Below are 26,964 nucleotides of genomic sequence, written 5' to 3' on the forward strand. Positions count from 1 at the left end.
AATTGCTACTTCTTCAGGTAGTAGGCGAAACTGTCGACGTTCTCCGGGGTGACGATCTGCGTCGGAACCGGGATGTTCTTCTCCACTGTTTGGCCGCAGCTGGCCTTAATGGCCGCGCCCATGGACTCGTAGCCAAACTTGAAGGTGTTCTGCTGCACAACACCCTTCACGAAGCCGGCCTTCAGTCCGTCCATCGCGGACTCGGACAGGTCCCAGCCCACTACGTTGATCCGCGACTGCGCTTTCTGGTTGTTAACGCCGGCGACAAGGCCTATAAGAGCCGGTTCGCCTGTGGCATAGACATATTTCAGGTCAGGGCTTGAGGTCAGCAGGTTCTCGGCCGCTGACTGCGCGGACTCCTGGACGTTCTTGCCGTCCACAACGGTGCCTTCTGTCATGCCCTTGGCCTTGATGGCATCAACGAACCCCTTCTGCCGTTCCAGTTGGATCGTGGAGTTCAGCGCGCCGACGATGCCTACCTTGCCGGTGTTGTTGGCCAGCTTGGCCAGGAAGTCACCCATTTGCCGGCCGGATTCGGCGTTGGAGGTGCCGACCTGGGTGGATACAGCCGGGTCGGCAACGATGGCATCCACGGCAACGACCTTCACACCGGCCTTGGCTGCCCGCTGGACGGCGGGCTTGATGCCCTCAGTGTCGATGGCAGCGACGATGATGGCCTGGACCTTTTTCGCTACGAGGTTGTCTACAGCACTGCTCTGCTGGATAGCGTCGTCGTTGGCGCTGACGACCTGAAGGTCCACACCCGCCTGGTCGGCGACGGTCTTGGCGCCGGTGCTGACCTGGTTGAAGAACAGTGCCTGCAGGTTCGGCGTTACCAGTCCGATTTGCAGCTTTCCTCCACCGGGGGCGGGGCAGGCCGAGGGCACGTTCTCGGGACCGGGGATTTCCGCGGAGGCAGCAAGGTTGTTCCCGGCCGGGGCTGAGGACGTCGGCCGGGCCTCGCAGGCCGCAACTCCGGTCATAACAACGGCTGCGGCAAGCACAGCACCGATTTTCTTGTACATGAACTTCTCCTATGTGGATAGGGGGCCCTGGGCGTATGCGAGGGCTGGAAGAGTAAAGCCGCACATCTCCGTCCCCCCTCGGGGTCGGTGTGCCTGAAACATGTGCCGGATAGTCGGCGTCCGGGCCTCCAGACCAGTGAACCGGGTTTGTAATCGATTACTTTATGGTCGTGGAAAAGACGTTACGGTCGTCACTGAGGACTGTCAATAGCTCCGGGAAATATTAACCAACAACGCCTGTCTAGGGTGTCGAGAACGCCGGAAACCCGGGGATTTTGCGATGTCGCAAGCCTTAAAGGAAAGGCGAACTTTCCATCCTCCTGTCGGCGTGAAATGATGAATACGATTACAATCAAGTCCGGAGTTTGAGGCTGAGGCTGATGGAGGGGAACCCTTGTCGAAGGTGACGATCAAGACCGTGGCCGAGCATGCCGGCGTCTCCACGGCGACCGTTTCCCGCGCCCTGAGCGGAACGGGGATTGTCTCGCCTGAGCTGCGCCGCGCGGTGACGACTGCGGCGGAAAAGCTGGGCTACTCAGGCAACACCGTGGCCAGCGCGCTGCGCAGCTCGCGTACCAACGCCGTGGGAATGGTGATTCCTGAAATCGCCAACCCGTTCATGACTGATTTGGTGCAGGAAGTCGAAGAAGTCCTCCACTTGAACGGTATCCAGCTGCTGCTGTGCAACTCCCGCCAAGATCCGTCGCGGGAGCGGGATGCGCTCACCTCCCTGATCGCCAGGAGAGTCGACGGACTGATCGTCTGCCCCGTGGACGCGACCTCCAGCTTTGCAGCTGTGCAGGCAGCCTCCCGTTCCGTCCCTGTCGTACAGGTTGACCAGCGCATCGACGGGCTCGACGCTGATTGGGTCGGGATCAACGATGAAACAGCCATGCGGCTGATCGTGGACCATTTGTCCTCCCTGGGCGTGTCCTCAGCAGCCTTCATCGGTTCCAAGGAAAACGACTCCTCCTCACGCATCCGCTTGGACTCCTTCCTCGCGTATGCCACATCTGCCGGCATCGAGGTCGCCAAGGAGCACATCTTCCTGGGTAGGTACAGCGTCGTCTGCGGACGGGAATCATTGAAGCAGCTCATCGACTCCGGCCCGCTTCCCGATGCCTTGGTTTGCGCCGCTGACGTCATTGCCGTCGGTGCGCTCCAGGCCTGCCACTCGGAGAAGATCTCGGTCCCGAAGGACCTGATCATCACTGGTTTTGATGACATCGAATTCGCCAACCTCTGCACGCCCCGCCTCACCACCGTCCGCCAACCACTCAAAGCAATCGCAAAGCACGCGGTAGACATCCTCCGGGCATCACAGACCGAACAGGACCACGCCTCCGTGCAGCTGGCCTTGTCCCCCACCCTCGTAGTGCGTGAGAGCAGCAAAGCAGCAGATATTGAAGGAGACACAGCATGAACCAAAAAGCCCTCATCGATCTGCTCCATGAACTCGTCGCCATTGATACGACGTCCGGCCGGACGGAGGCGCAACGGCACCTGCAGGCACACGTGGCGACCACGCTTCTCGAACAGGACAGCCGCTTCACCGTTTCCACCTCTCCTGCCGCCAGCTTCCCATGGACGCTCGTGCGAACCGAGGCGACCGGTCCCTACCTCCTTTTCGCCTGTCACGTTGACACCGTCCCCGTTGGAAACGAGAACGTCTGGGACCACCCTCCCTTCTCCCCCATCACCAGGGACGGAGTCATCTACGGACGCGGCACTGTCGATATGAAGGGCGGCCTCGTGGCCGCCGCCAGCGCTCTCCTGCAGGCAGCCAGCCACGGAAAACCCGTGGCCCTGCTGATGACGAGCGACGAGGAAATCGGGTCCCTCGGCGCCCCCGACGCATCAGCGTCCCTCACAGATCTGGACATCGGAGCAGTAATCATCCCCGAGGCCACGGAAAACAAGATCATCACCGGCCACCGGGGTGCCCTGTGGTTAGAAGCCAAGTCATCAGGACGAGCCGCCCACGGCAGCACTCCAGAGCGCGGCGAAAACGCTGCCCTGAAACTCACCTCAGTCCTCGAACGGGCGCGGACACAACTGCCGCTTCTAGCGGACGAACGACTGGGAAGCGAAACCTGGAATCTTGGAATGATCAGCTCCGGAACAGCACCCAACATCGTCCCGGCCGAAGCCTCAGCCACAATCGACATGAGGACGGTCAACACCGGAGACCACCTGCTCGACTGGTGGCAGGACCAGACCGGACTCGCATCAGTAGACATTGTTCTTCGCCTTCCGGCTCTCCGCACGGATCCAGCGAACCCCTGGCTACAGGCGCTCCCCGCAGAAGTATCCGATAAACCGGCCCCATACTTCACTGACGGCTCCATCCTGTCCCAATCCCTACCCGACACTCCGATCGTGGTCTGGGGGCCAGGCGTCCCTTCCCAGATGCACGCCCTCAACGAACACCTTCCGATCCAATCCTTGGAAACCGCCACACAAAATTTCCGAGGGGCAGTTCAAACATGGCAGACGGAGCAGAAGGCATCCACGGAGGCTCGCTATTAACCCGCAAGACTCAACGCCGCCGGCATCTCAGCTGCACCACAGCTGATCGATGCGGTTAGCGCAGTGCGCCTACAGCATCAACGATCAGGTCCCAGAATTTGTCTGCATGGAGTTTGATCGGCACGGTGACGTTGTGCTTCTGCTTGAGCATGTCAAAAAGGTCTACGCTTGTAGCTCCCGCCGTAAATACGCCGCTGAGTTCGACGTCCAAGTGGCTTTCCACACTCTCTACGACCTCCGGAAGCGCCAGAAGCGCAATGGTAACCGGATCGTGAAGGGGACCTTCTGGCATGTCCTGCCACGCATCGTAGTTCGAGCAGAAGAACTTGAGGAGTTCGACGCCAAACTTCGAGGTTTCGTTGCCAATCGCATCGATCCGGTCGATGACCTCCTGGGTGATCAGGGCCTGGTGAGTGATGTTAAGGCCGACCATCGTGAACTTCAGACCGGTCTTGAGCACGACATCGACTGCTTCGGGATCAACCCATGCATTGAACTCTGCATAGGGCGTATGGTTTCCGCGTGTTGTAGAGCCGCCCATCCAGACGATCTCCTTAATTTTTGGCAGCACCTCGGGATGGGTGCGGACAAGCAAGGCGATGTTGGTGAGCGGGCCGGTGGGAACGAGCACGACGGGCTCGTCCGATTCGTTGAGAACGTCGACGATTAGGTCGACCGCAGTGCGCGGATCCAGCGGGACCGTGGGCTCTGGCAGAACCGGACCACCGAGCGCGTTTTCGCCGTGGATATGCTCTGCGGGCTGGAGTTCACGCACCAGCGGCTTGTCCGCGCCAGCCGCAATCGGAACTCCCTCAATTCCGCCCACCGTAAGCGCGATCCGTGCGTTCAGTGTTGTGTATTTCAGATACCCATTCCCCCCAACGGTGGTGATTGCCTTCAGATCAATCCTCGGGTTGCCCGCAGCAAGCCAGATCGCAAAGACATCGTCGTGTCCAGGATCGCAATCGATAATGACGGGGATGGGCATGTTCTCTCCTTGGTTTCCGTGGGTTGCGTAATCGATTACGCCATTAAGCTTTTGGGATGTCAAGGAATGAACGCCATTGGCGCTCCCCAAGTCTCTATTCTGCGATAATGTTTACGCAGATGAAGGATTGGCGGAACGATGGACCAGATAGTAAAGCTGCAGGATGTCGCGAATGAAGCGGGCGTCTCGATCGCAACCGCTTCACGTGCCCTAGCGGGCAAAGACCGCGTGTCACGCGAGACCACTGAGATAGTGATGACGGCGGCGAAGAAGCTTGGCTATTCTGTCGATCCCATCGCCCGCGCGATGCGAGAGGGGATAACGCGTACGGTCGGCATGATCGTCCCAGTGATCGGCAACCCTTTCTTCGCCGAACTTGTGGACGCGGTCGAAGCCGAGCTGCAACTCTCCGGCCGAGAACTCATCATTGCGGATTCGCACGGCGACGTCGCTCAAGAAGCGCGGCGCCTAGAAACCCTCGTCGGGCGCCGTGTTGATGGAATCCTCATCGTCTCGCAGGACCACGATCGATCAATCCCAGCTATTCGAAAAGCCGCCCGCTCGGTTCCGGTGGTGCAAGTCGACCGGAAGGTTGGTCGACTTTCAGGTGATTTCGTCGGCGTGGACAACTTCATCGGCATGCAACTGATTCTTGACCACATGGTGCACCGAGGTACCAAAAGCGTTGTTCTGGCCTCATCGGACAATGCAAACTCTGCAGGCCGAAGCCGACGAGTAGCCTTCGAACAAATTACACGTGAACTGCCCTTGGACGTTCAGGAGCACATCATTGGCGATTTCAGCATCGAATCGGGGCGACGGGCCGGCGAGGAGCTACTACGGCGCAAAACTTTGCCAGACGCCGTTGTGGCGGGATCTGATCTAATAGCGTTTGGGATCATGTCCACCTTGATACGCTCGGGCGTCCGCATTCCGGATGACCTGTTGGTGACAGGCTTCGATGGGACCTCCCTCTCTGGAGTTTTCGAGCCACCCCTAACGACCGTGACGCAGCCGCTCGCCGCGATTGCGCGAGACGCCGCAGCCTTCCTGACTACACGGATTGCGGATGCGAACGAACCGACTCGGGACTCGAGAATCGCGCCAACGCTGGTAGTACGCGAGTCCGCTTAGAGTTAGATTGCCCTGTAACAGGGCCTCTTCCTGATCAAGCTTTGGTGCACAGAGATACCGTTCATCATCAAGCCATAGGGAGAGGCCCCATTGGCAGTGTGCCGTGCCGCCAGTTTTCAAGTACACCCCAAACTGACATCAGAAGCCCTGCTAGGTTGACGGAATCTCTCCACTATCGGCGTTTAGCCAGGATTCTCCACGGGTGGCTGTGCCGGGGCCCTGCATTGATGGCCATGTTGTTCTCTCTTCCCGGCAAATCATGATCGCCGCCATGACCCCCCGTCAGTGGAATGCGATCAAAAGCGCGGCCCGGCTGTCCGACGACCTGGAAAAACTTGGGTGCGATGCGTGCATATGGCGCCTTAGAGCTCGCCGGGGGCGTGCAGTCCGGCTCCACGCTCTAACAAAGCGTACGGTTGCGACGACGGTTTCGCGGGTTTCGCAGAGAAAGTTGCGGCAGCGGCTGTTCACGGAGAATGCGCGCCGGATTCAAGGTCAGTGGACCACGGAGAATGAGTGAGTCGTGTTGCTCAGGCAATGGCGGCAAGGTTGGCAGCGGCCCGGTAGCGTTTGAGTACTTCCGGCGTAGCTTCAGTGGTGATCTTCTTGGCCGCCCCGAGTGACCAGTCGGGAAATTTGCCAAGGAGTACTCCGGCGGCTTGTCGCGCTGCTCCGTCGGCGACGTATTCGCCGGGTTCGGGAATTGCGACGGGCATCCCAAAGACGCCCGCGGTGACTTGTTGCAGCGTTTCAGAGCGCGCACCGCCACCGATGAAGATGATGCGCTGCGCGGTGACCCCCATACCGGTGAGCGCGGCGAGCCCGTCGGCCAGGGAGCACGCGATCCCTTCGAAGGATGCACGGGCGAGGCTGGGTGGGTTGAAATTGGCGAGGGTGATTCCGTGGAGGGAACCGGTGGCGTCCGGGAGGTTCGGCGTCCGTTCACCCTCGAAATAGGGAACGAGCACAAGCCCTCCTGCGCCCACGGGCGCAGCCAGCGCCAGTTTAGATAGTTCCGGCAAAGTAACGGAAAGGATGCGTGCTGTTGCATCGAGGATTCTTGAGGCGTTCAGCGTGCATACCAGGGGAAGGAAGTTCCCGGTGGCGTCGGCGAAGCCAGCTACCAGGCCTGCGGGGTCTGCTGTCGGAGCGGCCGACACTGCGAACACGGTGCCGGACGTGCCTACTGAGACAATGACGTCACCAATTCCGGCATTCACGCCGAGGGCTGCTCCTGCGTTATCCCCGGCCCCGGGGCCGATGAGCGCGCCGGAAGGCGTTTTATACTCGGACTGCAGGTGACCGAGCACCCTGGGGAGGACGGGCACGTGGCCGAGCGTCCGTTCCAGTACCTCGGGCAGGTAACTCCCGGTTGAGGGGGACCAGTAGCCTGTGCCTGATGCGTCGGAACGGTCGGTACGGAGGGCATCGAGGCCGGCAGCGCCAGAGCCTGGCCCGTAGCCGGCCAACCTCCAGCTCAGCCAGTCGTGCGGCAGGCAGACAGCTGCGGTGCGACTGGCGTTGTCCGGTTCGTTTTCAGCAAGCCAACGCAGCTTTGTCGCGGTGAGAGAGGCAACAGGAACGGTCCCGGTGTGCGTCGCCCAGTAGCTGGCCCCGTCTGGTTCTGCTTCCGTTATGAGTGCCTGAGCCGCGCTGGCCGACCGGGTGTCGTTCCATAGAAGCGCGGGCCGGATGACGTGTCCATCGGCGTCGAGGCAGACCATGCCGTGTTGCTGTCCGGCCACCGAAACGGCTGCGACGTCATCAAGGCCGCCACTGGAAGTGATGGCTTCCTGAAGGGCGGACCACCAGACTTCAGGGTCGACCTCGGTCCCCTCCGGGTGCCGCGCTGAACCTCGGCGAACCAGGGCACCGCTGTGGGCATCGCGGATGACCACCTTGCAGGACTGGGTGGAGCTGTCCACACCGGCTACCAAGGACATTGGCTGATCTCCTCTGCTTGTGGGGTTTGCCGCCGGGCACGGATACCGTGCCCGGCGGCGAGGGGATCCGTGGGCTATCGCGCACCCATCAGATGCTCCATGGCCAGCTGGTTGAGCCGGATGAAGGCGAACGAGCGCTCCGCGGCCTTTCCGGCATCAAACTCTGTGAACGCCGAGCGGTCCGCGAGCAGCTCAGCGGGGGTTTCCCCTGCTGAGAGCGTTGGCTCACCGAGTTCGAAGACGCCGGACGTTCGGAGTGCTTCCTGCACTTCGGGGTCTGCCCTGAATGCCAGGGCGCGCTCCTTCAGCATCAGGTACATGGACATGTTGGCTTTGGCTGAATCCCACACTCCGTCATATCCGTCCGTGCGTGAGGGCTTGTAGTCGAAGTGCCGCGGACCTTCGTACCGCGGTCCCTCGTTGGGGAAGCCGTTCTCGAGCAGGTCGACTGTGAAGAATGCGCTGGTGAGGTCGCCGTGGCCGAACACCAGGTCCTGGTCGTACTTGATGCCGCGCTGGCCGTTGAGGTCGATGTGGAAGAGCTTTCCAGCCCACAGCGCCTGGGCGATGCCGTGGGTGAAGTTCAGACCTGCCATCTGCTCGTGCCCAGTTTCCGGATTCAGCCCTACGATGTCGCCATGTTCGAGCTGGGCGATGAAGGCCAGGCCATGGCCGACGGTGGGAAGGAAGATGTCGCCGCGGGGTTCGTTCGGCTTGGGCTCGAGGGCGATCCTGAGACCGTATCCTTTTTCTTTGATGTAACCAGCTGCCGTGTCGACGCCTTCCTTCATCCGGTCAAGGGCAGCCGAGAGGTCCTTGGATCCGTCGTATTCGCTGCCTTCGCGGCCGCCCCACATGACGAACGTTTCGGCGCCCAATTCGGCGGCCAGGTCGATATTCGTCAAGACCTTCGCCAGCGCGTAGCGGCGGACCGAGCGATCGTTGGATGTGAATCCCCCGTCCTTGAAGACCGGGTGGCTGAACAGGTTCGTGGTGACCATGGGGACCTTGAGTCCCGTTTCGGTGAGGGCTGCTTTGAAGTTCTTCAGGATGAGCTCGCGTTCCGCGGCGGTGGTCTCGAACGGTATGAGGTCGTTGTCATGGAAGGTGATGCCGTAGGCGCCGATCTCTGCGAGTTTGCGTACTGCTTCCAGCGGGTCAAGGGCTGCCCGGGTGGGAACGCCGAACGGGTCTCCCCCCGTCCAGCCGACGGTCCACAGGCCGAAGGTGAAACGGTCTTCGGGGGTTGGTTGTACTGCCATGATTAGCACCTCTTTGGGCTAGTTGGTGTTGAGTGTTTTTCGCATGGGCGAAGAGTCGGCGACGGGTCCTGGGCCCCGGCACCGTGACGGTCTTTGGCGCCTCCGCCAGAGGCGGGCGGCCGTGGGCGGCTGCGTTTCAGGGCTGCTGCGGCTCGCTGTGGATGCGTTCCAGGATCTTGACGACTTCGAGGGCCTCATGCGGTTCGACCGGTACGGGCCCTGTCCCCTGCACGGCAGCAGCGACCCCCCGGTAGAAGGCCGGGTAATTTCCCCGTTCGGTGGGAACCTTTGAGGGTGCCGGATATCCGGGGGCGGAGACACCCAGCGTTCCCCATGTCTCTGCGGGCTCCGTTCCGTAACGTTCATCAGTGGGCAGGATGCCGGCGGCCAAAGCGGGTTCCTGGCCGTCCAAGCCGTAGGAAACGTACGCTCCTGCTGTGCCGAGAACACGGAACCGGGGACCGGGCTGGGCGCCGACCCTGCTCATCCACAAGCGGGAGCGCACCCCGGATTCATGGGTTAATTCGATGTAGCTGGCATCGTCATTTCCGCCGCCTTCCCGGACGGTTCGAAGGTCTGCCCGTACGGCGGACACCGGCCCGAAAAGGACCAGGGCCTGATCGATCAGGTGGCTTCCCAGGTCATAGGCCACCCCGCCGCCCAGGGCTGCAGGCGTGACGTCCTGCCACCTGGACTCGGTCTTTGGCGCCCAGTGTTCAAAGCTGGATTCGAACTGGTACACCTCACCCAGCTCCCCTGCGGCGAGGATCTTCTTCACGGTGAGGAAGTCGCCGTCCCAGCGGCGGTTCTGAAACACGGCCAGGGGACGTTGCACCTCTTCCGCTTTACTGATCAGTTCCTCCGCCTCAGTCACCGAAGCGGCGAAGGGCTTGTCCACGACCACTCCCACACCTTTGTCGAGGAAAGCCGATCCTTGCTCGAGGTGTGCGCCGGGAGGACTGGCCAGCACCACGAGATCAAGGTCGGCCACATGCTTCAGGAGTTCGTTGGCATCAGCAACAATGGCGGCACGAGGGTAGTCACGGCTCGCCTGGCGTCTGCGTTCGGGGTCATTTGTTGCAATGAAATCCAGCGAGAATTCGGGGCTAGCTTCAATGAACGGGCAATGAAAGACTTTACCTGCAAGGCCGTATCCGACGACGCCTGTGCGGATAGGACCGCCATTCGAAGGGCCGGCTGTGATGTAGGTCATACTGGAAGGATAGGTTGGAAAGGCAATTTGTTCAAGCTAACCACATATTAGGATTAGCGATCCCAGATGCGGAGTGGACTTTGCGGTCCGCACCGCTCACTCTTAGATGGACGGTGTCCTTCTTGAGGGGTTGGACGCACGATGAGGTTGGAGAATGCATTGCCGGTCAGTAAGGGCACTTCGCCCAGCCAGGAACCGCCGCGCGGGGCAACGAGGATGGGCAACAATCTGGACAGCGTCCGCCAGCACAACCTCTCCACGATTCTTACCCTTGTGCACCATGCAGGAAGTGTTCCGCGCGCGGAACTTACCCGCCGCACAGGCCTGAACAGATCGACCATTGCTGCCTTGGTCGGGGAGCTTATTGATCTTCAGCTCGTCTTCGAAGCCCTGCCGGAAGCCACCAGCCAGGTCGGTCGCCCGAGCTCCGTGGTCCGCACGGCCGCAAGCACTGTGGCGATTGCGGTGAACCCTGAAGTTGACGCCGTTACCGTGGGCGTGGTCGGCCTGGGGGGCACAGTGTTGAACCGCATCCGGTATGCAACAGAGAAGCCGCCCACGGTAAGGGAAGCTGTCAATATCACCTCAGCCATCATTGAAGCGATCAGCGCGGGGATGAACTCTGAGAACCGGATTGTAGGCGTTGGAGTCGCAGTGCCAGGGCTCGTCTCCCAGGAAAGCGGCCGCGTCCGGCTGGCCCCGCATCTTGGGTGGAAAGATGAACCGCTGACCGAGATGCTCACCGAGGCCACCGGTTTCCCCACATCAGCTGCGAATGACGCGAGCCTTGGCGCCCTCGCGGAAAGGACTTTCGGGGCAGGGCGCGGGATCGACGACATGATTTACCTTAACGGCGGTGCCAGCGGTGTTGGCGGCGGAGTTATCTCAGGCGGCGTCGCCCTGGGCGGTGCCAGCGGGTACGCGGGAGAACTGGGACACATGCGGGTACGCAGCAATGGCCGGACCGATACCGCCGGCGCACACGGCACCCTTGAGTCCGAAGTGACCAGGGAAGCACTGTTGGAAGTCCTTGGCCTGGTGTCCGCAGACACTGAAGAACTTGAACGGGCCCTGTTTGCCGCCAAATCCCTGGCTGTCCGCTCAGAAGTGAACCGCCAGCTCGATTTCCTCGGCATTGCCCTGGGAAGCGCGATTAACATCCTCAACCCCCGGCTGATCATCCTCGGCGGCTTTCTCGGGTCCCTTTACGCCACCGACCCGGACCGCCTCCACAACGCCGTCACGCACGAGGCCTTGCCAGCGGCCTGGAATGATGTGACCATTTGCCGGCCAAAGCTCGGAACGGACCTGCTCATGGTGGGTGCGGCGGAGTTGGCCTTCGCGGCGCTCCTGGCCGACCCGGCGGGAGTCCTGAACGCGGAACCCCGGCCCCTGCTGGAGAAGTCCCTTTAGCACCTGAGAAAGGCGTGCCATGGGTCCTGACGAAATCACTGTATCTAATGGCCATGGACTCGCCATGACACTCAGCAGCTTCGGAGCGCGTCTCGTTGAACTCAACCTCCCGGACAGGAACGGGCTGGTAGAGAACGTAGTCCTCGGATTTGACGGACTGGCGCCATACGAACAGCATGCGAACCTGTACCTTGGCTCCACGATCGGCCGGGTGGCCGGACGCGTCGCCGGCGGCCACTTCCTTTCCGGCGGCCTGGATTTACAGCTTGATCCCAACGAGGGAGACAACCACCTGCACGGCGGCCGGCACCGAAGCTTCGACCGCGTGGAATGGTCTGTGGCAGCAAGTCACCCCAGCCTTGGAGCTGGCGTAATCTTCGAGTACGTCAGTCCGCACGGGGAGGAAGGCTATCCCGGTACTCTGCATGCGCGCGCTGAATACGCACTGTCGGAGGACAATGAGCTGCGGGTCGTCCTGACAGCGACCTGCGACCGGACCACTCCCGTAAATCTGACAAACCACACCTACTGGAATCTGGCGGGCGGCAACGTTCCCATCACCGGACACCAGCTGATGATCCAGGCGCACAACACGTTGGCGACCAGCGCGGATCTGATACCCACCGGCTCGCTGGTGCCGGTGCCGGGGACGGCGCTGGACTACCGGCAGCAACGACGCATCGGCGACGCCCTCCCGGAGGGTGGCGGTGAACCTTGGCCGGGACTGGACCACACTTACCTGTTGGACGACAGCGACGGCAGTCTCAGGCGAGCCGCCATTCTCTATGACCCAGACAGCGGTCGAAGCGTTGAACTGTTCACCACGGAGCCAGCCCTTCAGGTCTACAGCGCCAACCGGCTGCCGGCGCTCCAGGGGCGGAACGGGGTGAGTTTCGCCGCGGGCCATGCATTGTGCCTCGAACCCCAAAAAGTCCCCGACTCTCCCGCGCTTCCCGGCCTTCCCTCCATCGTCGTGCCGGCAGCCCAGGAGTACCGGCACGTGATCTGTTACAAATTCCGCACCCGTTAACTCTCGGCTGCCGGTGCCCGCCCCGACCTTCCGGCCTTGAACAGCTGCTGACAGGCAAGTTGCTGACCGTCGTTTGTCAAAACATATTGCACGAAGCAACTGCTTCTGCGGCTGAGCGCACGGCAGGAGATGCGTCAGAGCAGCGCATGTTTGACGCCGAACGCGCCACCGGCCGGCCCCGAAGGCTCCAAAAGTTCCCGTGAACCAAGGTAGTGAGCAGGCGAGCCGCCTGTCCGCGCGGTAAAAGGGTCCCCCAAAATAAGCATCCAGAAAGCGACTATTGCTTTTTGTTGTTTGAAACCACTATATTGGCACTTAGTGATTCAGGTCACTTCTGGGGATCTTCTACCACCGCCACTTTCAACGATGAGAAGGAGCGATCGCGTGACTGAACGCCCAGCCCCGGCTGCTGATGGATTCCTGCTGGACGCCGATGGAATCAGCAAACACTATGCCGGCGTTACTGCCCTGGATAGCGTCGGACTGCAGGTTCGTCCGGCCGAAATCCATGCGCTGCTCGGCGGCAACGGCGCCGGCAAATCGACCCTCATCAATATCCTGTCGGGACTGACCCCGCCAGACGCCGGAACGATCACCCTCTCAGGCGCTCCGCTTGAGCTTCGCCGTCCGAGCGATGCCTTGGGCAGCGGCATCAACACCATCCATCAGGAACTCTCCCTGGTCCCCGCGCTGACTACCCTGGACAACATCTTCCTCGGCAGAGAGGTCAACGCACGCTTCATCGGCTTGAACATGAGGCTGGACCGTCGCCGGATGGAGGAACGCGTCCGTGACCTTGCCGCGGAATTCGGTCTATCCGGGGAAGATCTGAAGCTTCCGGTCGGCGAGTTCGGCGCCCTGAAGAAGCGCGTCGTGGAAATCGTCAAGGCCCTGGCATTCGACACGCGTCTTCTCATCCTGGACGAGCCGACCTCGGGGTTGGAAGAAGAGGAGCGCCTCAACCTGTTCGAACATATGCGCCGCCTGCGCGACAAGGGTGTCTCCCTGGTCTGGGTCACCCACCATCTGGAGGAGCTGTACGGGCTCGCCGATACAGCGACCGTGTTCAGGGACGGCCGGAGTGTGGGCACCGTGAACGTGTCCGACACCAGCGTTGACGATCTGCTGGCCATGATGTTCGGTATCGCAGCAGGGGAGTTCGGCTCCATGGCCACTGCGCCGGCCGTGACGGAGGCAGAAGAGTCCCGCGAAGAAGTGCTCCGCCTCACCGACGTCAACCGCAGCTACATCCTTCGCGACATCTCACTTACTGTCCACAAGGGAGAAATCCTGGGTATTTCCGGCCTGGCGGGCGCGGGCCGCACCGAGCTTGCCCGGGCCATTATGGGCATCGACAAGATCAGCAGCGGAACAGTGCACCTGAGAGGCGAAGCAGTCCGGTTCTCCGAATCGAGCGCCGCCTACCGGAAGGGTCTGGCGATGCTCCCCGAAGACCGGAAACAGCTGGGCATCCTGCCCGAGCTGTCGGTTGCGGAGAACATTTCCATCTCAAGCCTCGGCCGTGTCTCGCAGCTCGGGTTCGTTCTGAAAAACAGGGACGAAGTCGCCCAGGCCGAAAACTATCGTCGGCGGCTTGGTATCAAGACGGCGGACGTCAGGGAGAAAATCCGCAACCTCAGCGGCGGGAACCAGCAAAAGGCCATTGTCGCCCGTTGCCTCAACACGAACCCGGACCTGTTGATTTTCGATGAGCCGACCCAAGGGATCGACGTGTCCGCGAAGGTCGAGGTCCACAACCTCATCCGTGAATTCGTCGCCAACGGCGGCGCCGCCATCGTCATCGCCTCCGAAATCGCCGAACTCGTCGAACTCAGCCACCGCGTCGTGGTCATGAAAAAGGGCCGCCTCGTGGGCTCGGTCGACCAAGTTCAGCACGCGCTGGTCTCGGGGCAGTTTGAAGCCGTTAAGAACCGCATCCTCGCGATGTCTGCAGGCAGGACCGAATCATGAACTTCCAGCGGACCACCTCCCGCGTCCTTTCCACTACCGGCGTCCCCATCGCTATCGCCCTTGTGATCGTTGTCATCGTCTTCCAGATCATGTCGCCAGTGTTCCTGACTCCCGGAAGCGTGCGCGATTACATTAACAACGCAATCCCCATCCTGCTCCTTACCGTGGGCGTTTCCATCGTCATCGTCGGCGGCGGCATCGATCTCTCTGTTGGTACTGTGGCCGGGCTCAGCGCCGGCACAACCATGTGGACACTGGTCTCGGGCGCCCCCACATGGATCGCAGTTCTCGTCGGCGTCGGCACGGGGCTGGTCTTCGGCCTCTTCAACGGGCTCATGATCACCCGTTTCGGCATCAACGACTTCATCGTCACCCTGGCCACACTGAACATCGCCGGCGGACTGCTCATCGTGCTCACGGAGCAGGTTCCGCTGCAGGGAGTCACGACTCCCGGCTTCTCCGAGATCGTGTACGGGAACCTGCTCGGCATTCCCAATGCCTTCTGGATCGCTGCGATCCTCTTCGTGCTCATGCAGTTCTTCCTCATCAAGACAATCTTCGGCCGGCGCATCTTCGCCATCGGCATCGGCGCATCAGCGGCCAACGTCGCAGGAGTGAACGTCAACCGCGTCAGGCTCGAAACCTTCGTCCTTTCGGGCCTGCTCGCAGGCGCCGCCGGGGTTCTCCTCGCATCCCGTCTCGGAGCCGTCCAGGCATTCCTCGGCAATGGCTACGAATTCGTTGCGATCGCCGGCGCAGTCCTCGGCGGTGTCAGCCTCGCCGGCGGCAGGGGCTCAGTCTGGGCTGCAGTCGCCGGCGGGCTCATGCTCGCCAGCCTGCAGCAAGGGCTGCGGCTCAACGGCGTGGACCCGGTCTACTTCAGCATCGTCACCGGCCTGTGCATCGTCGCGGGCGTCGTCTTTGATCGCCGGATCCAGCAGTTCGCGCTCAGCAGCATCAGAAGGCGCGGTGGCAGAACATCGTCAACGCCGCCCCCAACAACCAAGAGCGACCGCGAAAACCACTTGCTCAGCACCGGGAAGCAGGACTGACAATGAGCACCACAACCACCACCCCAATGAAGGACAACAAGAGCCTGACGGACCGGGCAGCCGGCCGCCTCCTGGTGGACCCGACACTCGGTGTATTGGCCCTGCTGCTTCTGATCTGCCTGATCTCCGCGTTCGCACTGCCGGTCTTCCTGAACCCATCCAACCTTTACAACCTCCTCAACACCAGCCTGATCGTCATGATCCTGGCCATGGGAATGACCGTGGTCCTGATCTCCGGAGGAATCGACCTCTCAATCGGCACCACCATGGCCCTTTGCGCCGGCGTTGCGGCCACAACCATGAACTACGGACTGCCGCTCATCGCAGCCCTGCTCGCCGCCCTGGCCACAGGTGCCCTGGTCGGAATCGGCAACGGCCTGCTAATCACCAGGCTCGGCCTGCCTGACTTCATCGCCACGCTCGCCATGCTCGGTTTCGCCAGCGGCATCCTCTACATCTGGACCAAAGGTGTTCCGATCATCGGCTACATGGTCCCCGAGTTCTACACGATCGGCGGCCTGACCCCGCTGGTGGGACCCCTCACCCTTCCGATGCTGATCGCCCTTGCCGTCGCACTGGTCCTCGGAGGAATCCTCGGCTCCACCCGCCTCGGAACGCACTTTTTCGCCGTCGGAAGCAGCAAGACCGGCGCCATGCAATCAGGTGTCCGCGTAGACCGCATCCGCGCCCAGGCCTACATCGTCAGCGGCCTGGCGGCAGCTGTCGCCGGCATCATCATGGCAGGCCGCAACACCAACGTCCCTGCTGACCTCGGCAACGGTTACGAGATCCAAGCGATCGCCGCCGCGGTCATCGGCGGCGCAGCCCTGACTGGAGGCCGCGGCCGGATCCTCGGCGCCATCCTCGGGGCAATCACCCTGGCCGCAACAGTCAACCTGATCAACCTCGTCGGCGTCCCGTCCAGCTATCAAAAGATTGTCATCGGCGCCATCCTGGTCGTCGCCGTCCTGGCCAACCGCCTCAGCGCAGTCATCAGCGCCAAGGTGCGCCAGCGCAGAGCTCTGGTCCTTGAAGGAATCCCTGCCTAACCCAACTCCAAACCAGCCACGCAGTTGTGGCAAGAAAGCCCCATCCACAAGTGAAGGAAGCATCAACGATGAGCTCAACCACAGTGAATACACGGCCAGGCCGCCGCGGCAGCAGGGCCCGTCTCGCCCTCGCCTGCACGGCGACAGCAGCAGCGCTGCTCCTCACCGGCTGCACCACCGTGAACTCGTCCGGCGGAGGCTCCAACGCAGGAGCCAGCGGCGGCGGAGGCACGGACTACCTCCCTGACGAGACAGTCAAAAAGATCGTCAACGGCCGTGAAATCAAGGTCGGATTCGCCCCGCCAATCCTCTCCGAGTTTTACACCCAGGTTGAAAAAGCCGCCCAGAACAAGATGAAGGAATACGAGGACCGCTTTGGGGTGAAGTGGAAGTGGGAACGCCAGGGAGCCCTGAACGACGCCCACTCCGGCACTGAGACCCTGGGCATCGTGCAGGGATACATCGCCCGCAAGTTCGACGCCGTCTTCGTCTGCTCAGCCGCCAACGCCTCGACCATGCAGGCCCTGTACAAGCAAGGGTCCGCCAAGGGCATTGACTTCTACCAGTTCAACTCCACCGAAGAGCTCGCCAACCCTTCCCAGGCCGAGAACCCCACCGGCGGCCTGTCCACCGTGTCCAACATCGGCTACGACGACCGGTGGCAGTCCGGGTACCTCGCCGGGCAGTACATTGCCAAGCAGCTAAAGGGCCAAGGCTCCATTATCCAGATCATGGGCCCCTCGGGGTCCGACTGGACGAAGCTGCGTCAGCTCGGCTTCAAGAAGGCCATCGCTGAATACCCGGACATGAAGATTGTCGGCGAAGCAGACGGCGGGTACGTCCGTGACAAGGGACTCACCGCTGCGCAGGACCTGTTGACGAAGTTCCCGGACGTTAAAGCCATCTACGGCGAGAACGAGGACATGGCCCTGGGAGCCGCCCAGGCTATCGACGCACGGGGCCTGAAGCACTGGGACGGAACCTCCGGCATCATCACCATCGGCGCCGACGGCCTCGTCTCGGGCATGGACGCCATCAAAGCCGGAAAACTGACCGCCACCGTGGACGTGAACAGCTCTGAGATGGGCAGCCGGATGATCGAAACCCTCTTCGCCCATGAGTTCCTCGGCCAGGAAGTCAACCAGTTCATCCGCATCCCCACCGGCGTCGTGGACAAGTCCAACGTTGACTGGCACGAAGGAGTCCTCAAGAACGTCCTCAGCGGGCCCGGCAAGTACTGACCGGCCACCTGTCCCGGTCCGGTATGGACACCGGACCGGGACCCAGCAAGTTCCTCTGAAAAGCACGAAAGGTTCGCGCAATGAAGCGAAAAATGGACCCGGTCGATGTCGTGATCGTAGGGCTGGGAGCCGGCGGCGGGCCGGCAGCAAAAGTACTCAGCGAGGCCGGATACAAGGTCGTCGGATTTGATAAAGGTCCCTGGTTGCGCCCGGAAGAGCACTATTCGGGAGACGAGCTGAAGTTCCAGAACCGCAGCTACCTGTGGCCGGACGTGAACCTCATGCCCCGCACCGTCCGCAGCGATGACAAGTCCGAAGCCCGGATCTTCAACTTCTCCCCCGTGCCGTCCAACGTCGGCGGCGGAACGAGTCACATGGCGGGGTGGATGCCGCGGCCGCGTGTCTCGGACTTCATCTTCCACTCCCTCCACGGCGCTCTTGAGGGAGCAAGCCTCGCGGACTGGCCCTACCGCTACGAGCATCTCGAGCCCTACCTGACAAAGGTTGAATGGAGCTACGGCATTTCCGGCCTCGCCGGCGCCGACAAGGGTGAAGGCTTCCGCAGCAAGGCCTACCCCAGTGCCCCGCTTCCCCCTACCAGCTTCGGCAAGAAATTCTACGAAGGCTCCAACAAGCTCGGCATCAACTCCTTCCCCCTGCCGATGTCGCACCTGACCGAAGGCAACGCGCTTGGTCGGCCGGCGGTCAACCGGACCAGCTTCTGGAACCAGTACGGCGACCCCACCCAGACCCGGTCCAGCGTCGCCACGACCTACATCCCGGAAGCCCTGGCCACCGGAAACTTCGAGGTCCGGGCCGACAGCTTCGTCCGGGAAGTCAAGGTCGGAAAAGACGGGAAAGCCACGGGAGTCATCTATATCGACCCCAGCGGACTGGAAATCGAACAGGACGCCAGGGTGGTCATTCTCGCACTCGGCGCCATCGAATCCGCGCGTCTCATGCTCCTGTCCTCATCCAACAAATTCCCCGACGGCCTGGCCAACGATTCAGGACTGGTCGGCAAGAACGCCACCTTCCACGAGTACATCTTCGCCGTCGGACTCTTCGACAGGGACATGGAGGACCCGCTGCACGGGTGGACCGGGAACTACCAAAGCGGCGGATCCACCCACTTCTACGAGACAGACGAAAGCCGCGGCCACATCGGCGGAGGGATCATCGCCACCACCCAGATCGGACAGGCCATCAACGCCATCATGCCCGGACGACCCACCTGGGGACAGGCCATGAAGGACGCCGACCGTGACTACTTCGACTACTCCATGAAGATCGGATTCATCCTCCAGGACATGCCGCAGGAGACAAACAGGGTCGACTTGGACCCCACCGTCAAAGATGCCTGGGGAATGCCTGTCGCGCGCATCACCAACAAACCTCACGCGAACGATATCGCCATGAGCAGGTGGCAGATCGACAAGAACCAGGAGATCCTCCAAGCGGCCGGCGCGAAGAAGACGATTCCCGTCTACCTCGGGGACGAGTTCACCGGAAACGCCTGCCACCAGCAGGGCACCGTGCGGATGGGCACCGACCCTGCCAAGTCCGTGCTGAACGAATGGGGCCAGGCGCACTCCGTCGAAAACCTCTTCGTCCTCGACGGGGCAGGCTTCCCCACCGCACTCGGCGTGAACCCCACGCTCACGATCATGGCGCATTCCTGGCGCTGCGCGGACTACATCGCCAACACCTACATGAAGGGCCGCTCCGAACGCCTGAACCTGTCCCCAATCAAAAAATCCTAGAAGGAGGAGAACAAATGGTGTCAAAAGCTGACTGGGAAATAGCACCCATTCACATCGATCCTGATACGACCGAAAAGCTATTCTTCACCGACCACGAGTGGGACACGATCGAAGCAGCAGCGGCCAGGATCATGCCCACGGATCACGATCCGGGGGCCCGCGAGGCACGCGTCATCGTCTTCATCGACAGGTACCTGTCCGGCATCGACTACCTCTACGCCGCAGCCGACGGAAGCGGATTCCTGCAACTGGCAGATAAAGATGCCCACGCGGCCCGGGCCCGGAACGCCAACATGCAACGCCTGTACCGGGAAGGCATCCTCGAGCTGGACACGAAGGCCCGGGAACTGCGCGCCCCATCCTTCAAAGAGGCCTCCGACCAGATTCAGGACGAAGTGCTCGAACAGATCAGCGGCGCGCCCAAACCCGTCCCTGTGTCCCTCACATCCAGGGAGGTGTACTACTCACGCCTCCAGGGCAACACCGACGAAGGCAAGAGTTTTTTCGACACGCTCTGCCTCCACGTCCGCCAAGGCTTCTACGGCGATCCCGTCTACGGGGGAAACAAGGACCAGATGGGCTGGAAAACGGTCGGTTTCGTGGGACCAAAGAGCCTGAAGGACACCATGGACGGCACTTACAGCACCGCCGAGTTCTTTATCCAGGAGTACGACTGGGAAGATCTGGTCCCCGGTTTCAAACACAGCCAGGATCCCACCTCCAACCAGCAGCAGAACGGTCAGTGACCGTCCTGGACGACCAAGGTAACCCGTCTCCGGCGCTTCAGAGCCGGCGCAGGACCATCTGAAATAAATCGAGAGGAAAGAAGACAATGACCGCCTTCGAAGACAAGCTCAACAAGTACGTCGACCGTTCCTACCGCTTCATCCCCGACACCATCGACCTCAGCAAGACCGTCGTGCACGCACTGGACATCCAGAACCTCTGCCTCGATCCCAAGGGCGCCGACTACATCGAAAGCGTCGGCGGCGCTCCCTCCGGCCAGGAATCCCTCGGCCCTGCAAAGAGGATCCTGGAACTCGCCCGCGAAAAGGGTATGAAGGTCATTTGGTCACTCTGGGGCATGCACCCCGAGGGCGCAGACCTTGGTATCTGGGGACTGAAGTACCCTTCATGGAACGAGCCGGATTCCCCCTTCAACCACGGCACCTGGAACGGCGCCCTCGTCGACGGATTCGAACCGCAAAAAGGCGAACCCGTCTTCCAGAAGCACCGCAACAGCAGCTTCTACGGGACAGCTTTCAACGAGTACCTGATGCAGGACCGAGCGGAGTATCTGGTCATCATCGGGTCATCGACGGCCAATTGCGTCCCCACGACGGCCCGCGACGGGTTCGACCGCGGCTACAAGGTGATCGTCGTCGCCGACGCGGGGACTGCCATCCCGATCAACACCCACGGCCGCAACCCGGAATTCGATCACGAAACACCCGAAGGCTACGGCCAATACTGGGAGTCGCTGCGCAACATCCAGGCACAATACGCCGACGTGATGTCCAGCGACGAGTTCGCTGCCCTGGTGGAGCGCTCATCCGCCGCCCAGACAAAGTCCGGCGAACAGCTGACAAGCGCAACACGCTAAACGCCACAGCACCGCCCCTGCCGCCCGCGTCTGCAACCCGGACGCGGGCGGCAAGCGCAAAAGCACTCCTCATCCTGTGCATCCGCGCACGGAAACCGGCCTGTTCACCAGGTGAAAGAAGAACCCAATGGCCCCACTCAGCATCGCCGCCCAACGGACCTTCGGACGTGCCGGCTGGTCAACCACGTTGGCAGGTTTTGGCTCCGTAGCCCTGGGCAACATGGGAAAAGTCATGCCCACCACCGAAGCCCGCAATCTGGTCAACCATGCCTGGGAATCAGGCGTCCGCCTGTTTGATACCGCTCCCATGTACGGGCACGGACTGGCCGAATACCGGCTCGCGGATGAACTGATGGACCGGAACCGCGACGAGTATGCACTGGTCACAAAGGTCGGCCGTACCCTCCACCCCGCACCCTCAGGCACCTTCGACGCCGGACCTTGGAAAAACACGCCGCCGATGCGCATGGAATACGACTATTCCTATGACGGCGTCATGAGGCAAGTCGAAGACAGCATGCAGCGAATGGCGACGGACCGCTTCGATGTACTGCTCGTCCATGACACCGACCGGTGGACGCACGGAGACAGGCACCGTCAACGATTTCAGGAAGCCATAGAGGGTGCGTTCAGAGCGCTTCTGTCCCTCCGTGAGCAAAAAGTGGTCAGCGCCATAGGGATAGGCGTGAACGAAGTGGACGTATGCATCAACGCGGTGAACATGGTCGACATCGACTGCACGCTGATCGCAGGAACCTACAACCTCCTGGACCAGGAGGCAGCCAAAGAGCTGCTTCCCCTTTGCCAGACGCGAGGAATAGCAGTCATCAACGGACGGGTGTTCGGATCCGGCATCCTGGCCACAGGAACAATCCGCGGCGCCCGGTTCAACTACGCTCCCGCAAGCGCCGAACTCATCGCGAAGGTACGGCCAATCGAGGATCTCTGCGGCGACTACGGCGTATCCCTTGGCGCTGTCGCGGTCCAGTTCGCCGCGTCGCATCCAGCCATCAGCAACGTCTGCATGGGGGCCGGCAGCGTCGAGCAACAGAAACAGAACTACTCATGGCTCGAAGAGGAAGTACCCGACGGGCTTTGGAACGAGCTGACTACCAACGGCCTGCTGCCAGCCCACACCCCCTTCCCCGTCGAGCCTAAACAATCCTCCGGATACTAAGGACCCCAACAAATGCTTCAAGAAGCGGAAAAAATCGCCGCCGCAGCCGAAAATGCAGCCGCAGAAGCAGGCGTGAACGTGGTTGTCAGCATCGTAGACACACATGGCAACCCGGTTCTCCTGCACAGGATGGACGGCGCACCACTGCACTCCCTCGAGATGGCCTTCCGCAAAGCCTACACAGCAGCCTCCTTCGATGTGGCCACGGAGGAACTGGCAAACCAAGTACTGCCCGGCCAGCCCCTGTACGGCCTCGCCGTCAACTCCGGCAGCAAACTCATCACCTTCGGTGGCGGGGCGCCCACGACGCTTTCGGACGGTCGCAAAGTCGGTGTCGGAATTTCGGGAGGAACTACAGAAGAGGACATCGACATCCTACAGAGTGCGCTTGGGCAGACCGTCACCTAACTCTTCGCACACACGCCAAGGTTGAAGCTTTGATGGCGTGGCCCTTACCCACAACGGGATGGGCAGCTAATCTGTCGAAGCTCTGGCAGAGCAAAACCGGAGCAAGCCACGCACTCCGAACTCGTAATCTGTGCCATCACGGTTTTGAACAGCAACCTCCAGTTGTCCGGTTGGCGTACACCCCAACCTGACGTCAGGAACGTGTCCAAAAGCTGTCAGATTAGAGTCCAAATTCCTTTTCTGGGCACGAGCCTCATGACGCTCTTAGAAGTCAACCTGACATCCCGCGGCGGATGTACCGTGGCGTCAACGGTTCCGCCCCAACGTCTGCGGGCGGAGTTCACCACTGGACACCCGAGAGGCCTGTTTGCCGTCAGCGCCGCTTGCAAGACCGCGCCCTTTAAACCTCCGCCACAGGAGCCGCGAACTGCGCCTCGTACAGCCGCGAATAAGCCCCACCCGCCGCCAACAACTCAGCGTGCGTCCCCTGCTCCACGATCTGCCCGGCCTCCATCACCAAAATGAGGTCGGCGTCGCGGATCGTGGACAGGCGGTGCGCGATCACGAAGCTCGTCCGGTCGGACCGCAGCGCGCTCATCGCCTTCTGCACGAGCACCTCTGTGCGCGTATCCACTGAAGAAGTCGCCTCGTCCAGGATCAGCACCGAGGGCCGGGCCAGGAACGCCCGCGCGATCGTCAGCAGCTGCTTCTCGCCGGCAGACACATTGGAGCCCTCGTCCTCCAGCACGGTGTCGTAGCCCTCCGGCAGTGAGTGCACGAACCGGTCCACGTACGTCGCCCGCGCTGCCTCCAGGATCTCCTCCTCGGTGGCAGAAGGCCGGCCGTACGCAATGTTGTCCCGGATGGACCCGCCGAACAGCCACGTATCCTGCAGCACCATGCCCATCCGCGAGCGCAGCTCGCGCCGGGAAACGGTGGTGACGTCCACGCCGTCGAGCGTTATCCGTCCCGCATCAATCTCGTAGAACCGCATCATCAGGTTCACCAGCGTCGTCTTACCGGCGCCCGTCGGGCCCACGATCGCCACCGTCTGCCCCGGTTCCGCCACCAGGCTCAGGTCCGAGATCAGCGGCTTGTCCGGTGAATAGGAGAACGAGACGTTCTCGAACACCAGCCGCCCCCGCCCGCCGGCCGGCGCCGCCGAAGGAGAAGGATCAGCCGACTGCTCGTCCTCATCCAGCAGCTCGAACACCCGCTCGGCCGACGCCACCCCGGACTGCAGCAGGTTGGCCATGGACCCCAGCTGGGCCAGCGGCTGGGTGAACTGCCGCGAGTACTGGATGAACGCCTGCACATCGCCCAGCTGCATCGCACCGGACGCCACCTGCAGGCCGCCCACCACGGCGATGCCCACGTACACCAGGTTCCCAATGAACGTCATGGCCGGCATGATCAGCCCGGAGATGAACTGCGCGCCGAAGCTCGCCTGGTACAGCTCCGCATTCTTCTGCCGGAACCGCTCCCCCACCTCCTGCTGCCGGCCGAACACCTTCACCAGAGCATGCCCGGTGTACGTCTCCTCGATCTGCCCGTTCAGCTCCCCGGTATGCTTCCATTGCGCCACGAACAGCTTCTGCGAGCGCTTGGCGATCATCGCCGTCGTCACCAGCGTCAGCGGAATGGTCACTAGCGCAATCACCGCCAGCGTGGGCGAGAGCAGGAACATCATCAGCAGCACGCCCAGCACCGTCAGCAGGGAGGTCACCGCCTGGGAGATCGACTGCTGCAGGCTCTGCGAGATGTTGTCCACGTCATTGGTCACCCGGCTGAGCAGCTCGCCGCGCTGGATCGAATCGAAGTACCGCAGCGGCAGCCGGTTGATCTTCGCCTCGATCCGCTCGCGCAGCCGGTACACCGTCCGCTGCACCACGCCGTTGAGCACATACGCCTGGACCCACATGAACGCGGACGCCAGCACGTACAGCGCCAGCGCCCACAGCAGCACATTGGCCAGCGCAGTGAAGTCGTCCCCCGTCCCGGGCGTCAGCGCCATGGCACTGAGCATGTCCGCCTTCTGGTTCTCCCCAGCCGCCCGAAGCTGCGCGATCAGCTGCGCCTTGCTCATCCCCGGCGGGAGCTGCTTGGACACGACGCCGGCAAAGATGATGTTGGTGCCCTCGCCCAGCAGCCGCGGCCCGATCACGGACAGCGTCACCCCGGCAACGCTCAGCGCGATCACCAGCACCAGCCACAGCCGCTCCGGCCTCAGCTGCCCCAGCAGCCGCTTGGCGGACGGCCAGAAGTTCAGCGCCTTCTCCGCGGGGATGTTCATCCCCGCAAAGGGGCCTCCGCGGCCGGGTCCCATGGGCGGACGCGGCGGGCGTCCGACGGCGGTGGTCCCGGCTTCCGGGGCCGGCCCCGGCCTGGTGGGGGTGCTGCGCCCGCTCATACCGCCTCCTCCGCTGCCAGCTGCGAGGACACGATCTCGCGGTACGTCTCCGAAGCCTCCAGCAGCTCGTCGTGCGTGCCGCGCCCCACGATCCTGCCGTCGTCCAGCACCAGGATCTGGTCCGCGTCGGCGATGCTGGACACCCGCTGGGCGATGATCACGAGGGTGGCGCCGGAGGTGTCGTGCTTGAGGGCCTGCCGCAGCCGGGCGTCAGTGGCGGTGTCCAGCGAGGAGAACGAGTCGTCAAAGATGTAGAGCTCCGGCTGTTTCACCAGCGCCCGGGCGATCGCGATCCGCTGCCGCTGCCCGCCGGAGACGTTGGTGCCGCCCTGCGAAATGGGAGCGTCCAGCCCGCCCTCCATCTCCCGGACGAAGTCCTGCGCCTGCGCCGTGGCCAGGGCCCGCCACAGCTCATCCTCGGTGGCGTCCGGCTTGCCGTAGAGCAGGTTGCTGCGCACCGTGCCGGAGAACAGGTACGGCCGCTGCGGCACCAGCCCGACATGTCCCCACAGCTGGTCCGGGTGCAGCTCGCGGACGTCCACGCCGTCGAACTTCACCGCACCGCTGGTGGCGTCGAAAAGCCGCGGCAGCAGGTTCACCAGGGTGGTCTTGCCGGACCCGGTGCTGCCGATGATCGCCGTCGTCTGCCCCGACCGGGCGGTGAAACTGATGTTTCTGAGAACGGGCTGCTCGGCACCCGGGTAGGCGAACCCGACGTCGTGCATCTCCAGCTCACCGCGCCCCAGCTGGCCGGCGGCCACGGCCACCGGCGTCAGGGGCGGCCGGACACTCGACTCTGTGGTCAGCACCTGGCCGATCCGGTCGGCCGAGACCGCGGCCCGCGGGATCATCACGGCCATGAACGTGGCCATCATGACGGACATCAGGATCTGCATCAGGTAACTGAGGAAGGCGATGAGCGTGCCCACCTGCATGGAGCCGTCCTCGATCCGGAACGAGCCGAACCAGATCACCGCCACGCTGGAGACGTTCAGCACCAGCATCACCACCGGAAAAGCGAGCGCCATCAGCCGGCCGGCCCGGAGCGCGGTGTCCGTGACATCCTCGTTGGCGCGCGCGAACCGGGCCGTTTCGATGTCCTCGCGCACGAACGCCCGCACCACCCGGATGCCGGTGAGCTGCTCACGAAGTACCCGGTTCACGGTATCGATCCGCACCTGCATCATGCGGAACAGCGGCACCATCCGGGTGATGATCAGGCCGACCCCGGCCAGCAGCACAGGCACGCTGACGGCGATCAGCCAGGACAGCTGCGCATCCTGCCGGACGGCCATGATCACCCCCCCAATACTGAGCATGGGCGCGGCCACCATCAGCGTGGCGGACATCAGCACCAGCTGCTGGACCTGCTGGACGTCATTGGTGGAACGGGTGATGAGGCTCGGCGCCCCGAACCGGGTGACCTCCTGTTCGGAGAACTCCCCCACCCGCATGAAGATGGCCCCGCGCAAGTCCCGGCCCATGCCCATCGCAGCCTTCGCCCCGAAGTACACCGCCACCACCGCACACGCGATCTGCAGCAGGGTGATGAACAGCATCAGGCTGCCCACCCGCAGAATGTAGCCCGTGTCCCCCTTCGCCACGCCCTCGTCGATGATGTCCGCGTTGAGCGTGGGGAGATAGAGGGAGGCGATGGACTGCGCCAGCTGGAAAACGACGACGGCGGCCAGCAGCCGCCGCTGCGGCCGCAGGTATTCAACCAGAAGTTTCCAGAGCATCCGGACTCCACTTC

General features: G+C 62.3%; 21 protein-coding genes. 14 read left to right on the forward strand and 7 right to left on the reverse strand.

Going from position 1 to position 26,964, the window contains the following annotated elements:
- Positions 1-5: 5 nt before the first annotated feature.
- Entirely contained in the window at positions 6-1,025 is a 1,020-nt protein-coding gene (locus tag QFZ23_RS21805; RefSeq protein WP_306926159.1) for a substrate-binding domain-containing protein, read from the reverse strand.
- Between the two features lie 403 nt (positions 1,026-1,428).
- On the opposite strand from QFZ23_RS21805, the gene QFZ23_RS21810 reads away from it, so the two are divergent.
- Together QFZ23_RS21810 and QFZ23_RS21815 are read left to right on the forward strand one after the other, a co-directional pair.
- The gene (locus tag QFZ23_RS21810) at positions 1,429-2,448 is read left to right on the forward strand and encodes a LacI family DNA-binding transcriptional regulator (RefSeq protein ID WP_306926161.1); all 1,020 of its coding nucleotides are present in this window, start codon (positions 1,429-1,431) and stop codon (positions 2,446-2,448) included.
- Positions 2,445-3,554 (forward strand): M20 family metallopeptidase, encoded by a 1,110-nt coding sequence (locus QFZ23_RS21815; RefSeq protein WP_306926162.1) that lies wholly within the window; start codon positions 2,445-2,447, stop codon positions 3,552-3,554. The genes QFZ23_RS21810 and QFZ23_RS21815 overlap by 4 nt, the downstream gene beginning before the upstream one ends.
- Before the next feature lie 55 nt (positions 3,555-3,609).
- Here the strand turns inward: QFZ23_RS21815 and QFZ23_RS21820 are convergent, their stop codons facing one another.
- Positions 3,610-4,542 carry a nucleoside hydrolase gene (locus tag QFZ23_RS21820; RefSeq protein WP_306926163.1) on the reverse strand — a complete coding sequence of 311 codons (933 nt, stop codon included), beginning with the start codon at positions 4,540-4,542 and terminating at the stop codon, positions 3,610-3,612.
- Positions 4,543-4,680: 138 nt separating this feature from the next.
- Between QFZ23_RS21820 and QFZ23_RS21825 the strand changes: the two genes are divergently transcribed.
- Complete coding sequence (locus tag QFZ23_RS21825; protein ID WP_306926166.1) at positions 4,681-5,676, forward strand: LacI family DNA-binding transcriptional regulator; 996 nt, start codon at positions 4,681-4,683, stop codon at positions 5,674-5,676.
- Positions 5,677-6,206: 530 nt separating this feature from the next.
- Here the strand turns inward: QFZ23_RS21825 and QFZ23_RS21830 are convergent.
- The 3 genes from QFZ23_RS21830 to QFZ23_RS21840 form a co-directional block, all read right to left on the reverse strand.
- Complete coding sequence (locus QFZ23_RS21830; RefSeq protein WP_306926168.1) at positions 6,207-7,619, reverse strand: xylulokinase; 1,413 nt, start codon at positions 7,617-7,619, stop codon at positions 6,207-6,209.
- Positions 7,620-7,693: 74 nt separating this feature from the next.
- Positions 7,694-8,881 (reverse strand): xylose isomerase, encoded by a 1,188-nt coding sequence (gene xylA, locus QFZ23_RS21835; RefSeq protein WP_306926169.1) that lies wholly within the window; start codon positions 8,879-8,881, stop codon positions 7,694-7,696.
- Positions 8,882-9,017: 136 nt separating this feature from the next.
- On the reverse strand, positions 9,018-10,094 hold the full coding sequence (locus QFZ23_RS21840) for a Gfo/Idh/MocA family protein (protein ID WP_306926171.1): 1,077 nt from the start codon (positions 10,092-10,094) through the stop codon (positions 9,018-9,020).
- Between the two features lie 216 nt (positions 10,095-10,310).
- Here QFZ23_RS21840 and QFZ23_RS21845 point away from each other — a divergent pair, with 216 nt between their 5' ends.
- From QFZ23_RS21845 to QFZ23_RS21895, 11 genes are all read left to right on the forward strand, one after another.
- Positions 10,311-11,507 carry an ROK family protein gene (locus tag QFZ23_RS21845; RefSeq protein ID WP_306926173.1) on the forward strand — a complete coding sequence of 399 codons (1,197 nt, stop codon included), beginning with the start codon at positions 10,311-10,313 and terminating at the stop codon, positions 11,505-11,507.
- A gap of 19 nt (positions 11,508-11,526) precedes the next feature.
- Positions 11,527-12,537, forward strand: coding sequence for an aldose epimerase family protein (locus QFZ23_RS21850; protein ID WP_306926175.1), 1,011 nt, complete (start codon positions 11,527-11,529; stop codon positions 12,535-12,537).
- A gap of 384 nt (positions 12,538-12,921) precedes the next feature.
- The gene (locus QFZ23_RS21855; RefSeq protein ID WP_306926177.1) at positions 12,922-14,508 is read left to right on the forward strand and encodes a sugar ABC transporter ATP-binding protein; all 1,587 of its coding nucleotides are present in this window, start codon (positions 12,922-12,924) and stop codon (positions 14,506-14,508) included.
- The gene (locus QFZ23_RS21860; protein ID WP_306926179.1) at positions 14,505-15,560 is read left to right on the forward strand and encodes an ABC transporter permease; all 1,056 of its coding nucleotides are present in this window, start codon (positions 14,505-14,507) and stop codon (positions 15,558-15,560) included. The genes QFZ23_RS21855 and QFZ23_RS21860 overlap by 4 nt, the downstream gene beginning before the upstream one ends.
- A gap of 2 nt (positions 15,561-15,562) precedes the next feature.
- Positions 15,563-16,609, forward strand: a complete 1,047-nt coding sequence (locus tag QFZ23_RS21865; protein WP_306926180.1) for an ABC transporter permease — start codon at positions 15,563-15,565, stop codon at positions 16,607-16,609.
- A gap of 68 nt (positions 16,610-16,677) precedes the next feature.
- Positions 16,678-17,850: a sugar ABC transporter substrate-binding protein gene (locus QFZ23_RS21870; protein ID WP_306926181.1), complete on the forward strand. Its 1,173-nt coding sequence runs from the start codon at positions 16,678-16,680 to the stop codon at positions 17,848-17,850.
- Between the two features lie 80 nt (positions 17,851-17,930).
- Positions 17,931-19,613 (forward strand): GMC oxidoreductase, encoded by a 1,683-nt coding sequence (locus QFZ23_RS21875; RefSeq protein ID WP_306926183.1) that lies wholly within the window; start codon positions 17,931-17,933, stop codon positions 19,611-19,613.
- Between the two features lie 14 nt (positions 19,614-19,627).
- The gene (locus tag QFZ23_RS21880) at positions 19,628-20,359 is read left to right on the forward strand and encodes a gluconate 2-dehydrogenase subunit 3 family protein (protein ID WP_306926186.1); all 732 of its coding nucleotides are present in this window, start codon (positions 19,628-19,630) and stop codon (positions 20,357-20,359) included.
- 86 nt (positions 20,360-20,445) lie between these two features.
- The gene (locus QFZ23_RS21885; RefSeq protein WP_306926188.1) at positions 20,446-21,216 is read left to right on the forward strand and encodes a cysteine hydrolase family protein; all 771 of its coding nucleotides are present in this window, start codon (positions 20,446-20,448) and stop codon (positions 21,214-21,216) included.
- 127 nt (positions 21,217-21,343) lie between these two features.
- Positions 21,344-22,393: an aldo/keto reductase gene (locus QFZ23_RS21890; RefSeq protein WP_306926190.1), complete on the forward strand. Its 1,050-nt coding sequence runs from the start codon at positions 21,344-21,346 to the stop codon at positions 22,391-22,393.
- A 12-nt stretch (positions 22,394-22,405) separates the two neighbouring features.
- Positions 22,406-22,801: a GlcG/HbpS family heme-binding protein gene (locus QFZ23_RS21895; protein WP_306926192.1), complete on the forward strand. Its 396-nt coding sequence runs from the start codon at positions 22,406-22,408 to the stop codon at positions 22,799-22,801.
- A 400-nt stretch (positions 22,802-23,201) separates the two neighbouring features.
- On the opposite strand, the gene QFZ23_RS21900 is transcribed toward QFZ23_RS21895, so the two are convergent.
- Together QFZ23_RS21900 and QFZ23_RS21905 are read right to left on the reverse strand one after the other, a co-directional pair.
- The gene (locus tag QFZ23_RS21900; protein ID WP_306926193.1) at positions 23,202-25,211 is read right to left on the reverse strand and encodes an ABC transporter ATP-binding protein; all 2,010 of its coding nucleotides are present in this window, start codon (positions 25,209-25,211) and stop codon (positions 23,202-23,204) included.
- Complete coding sequence (locus QFZ23_RS21905; RefSeq protein WP_306926195.1) at positions 25,208-26,950, reverse strand: ABC transporter ATP-binding protein; 1,743 nt, start codon at positions 26,948-26,950, stop codon at positions 25,208-25,210. Before QFZ23_RS21905 ends, QFZ23_RS21900 begins: the two co-directional genes overlap by 4 nt.
- Positions 26,951-26,964 lie beyond the last annotated feature (14 nt).

This window comes from Arthrobacter globiformis, assembly GCF_030818015.1.
In the GTDB taxonomy this organism is placed as follows: domain Bacteria; phylum Actinomycetota; class Actinomycetes; order Actinomycetales; family Micrococcaceae; genus Arthrobacter; species Arthrobacter globiformis_C.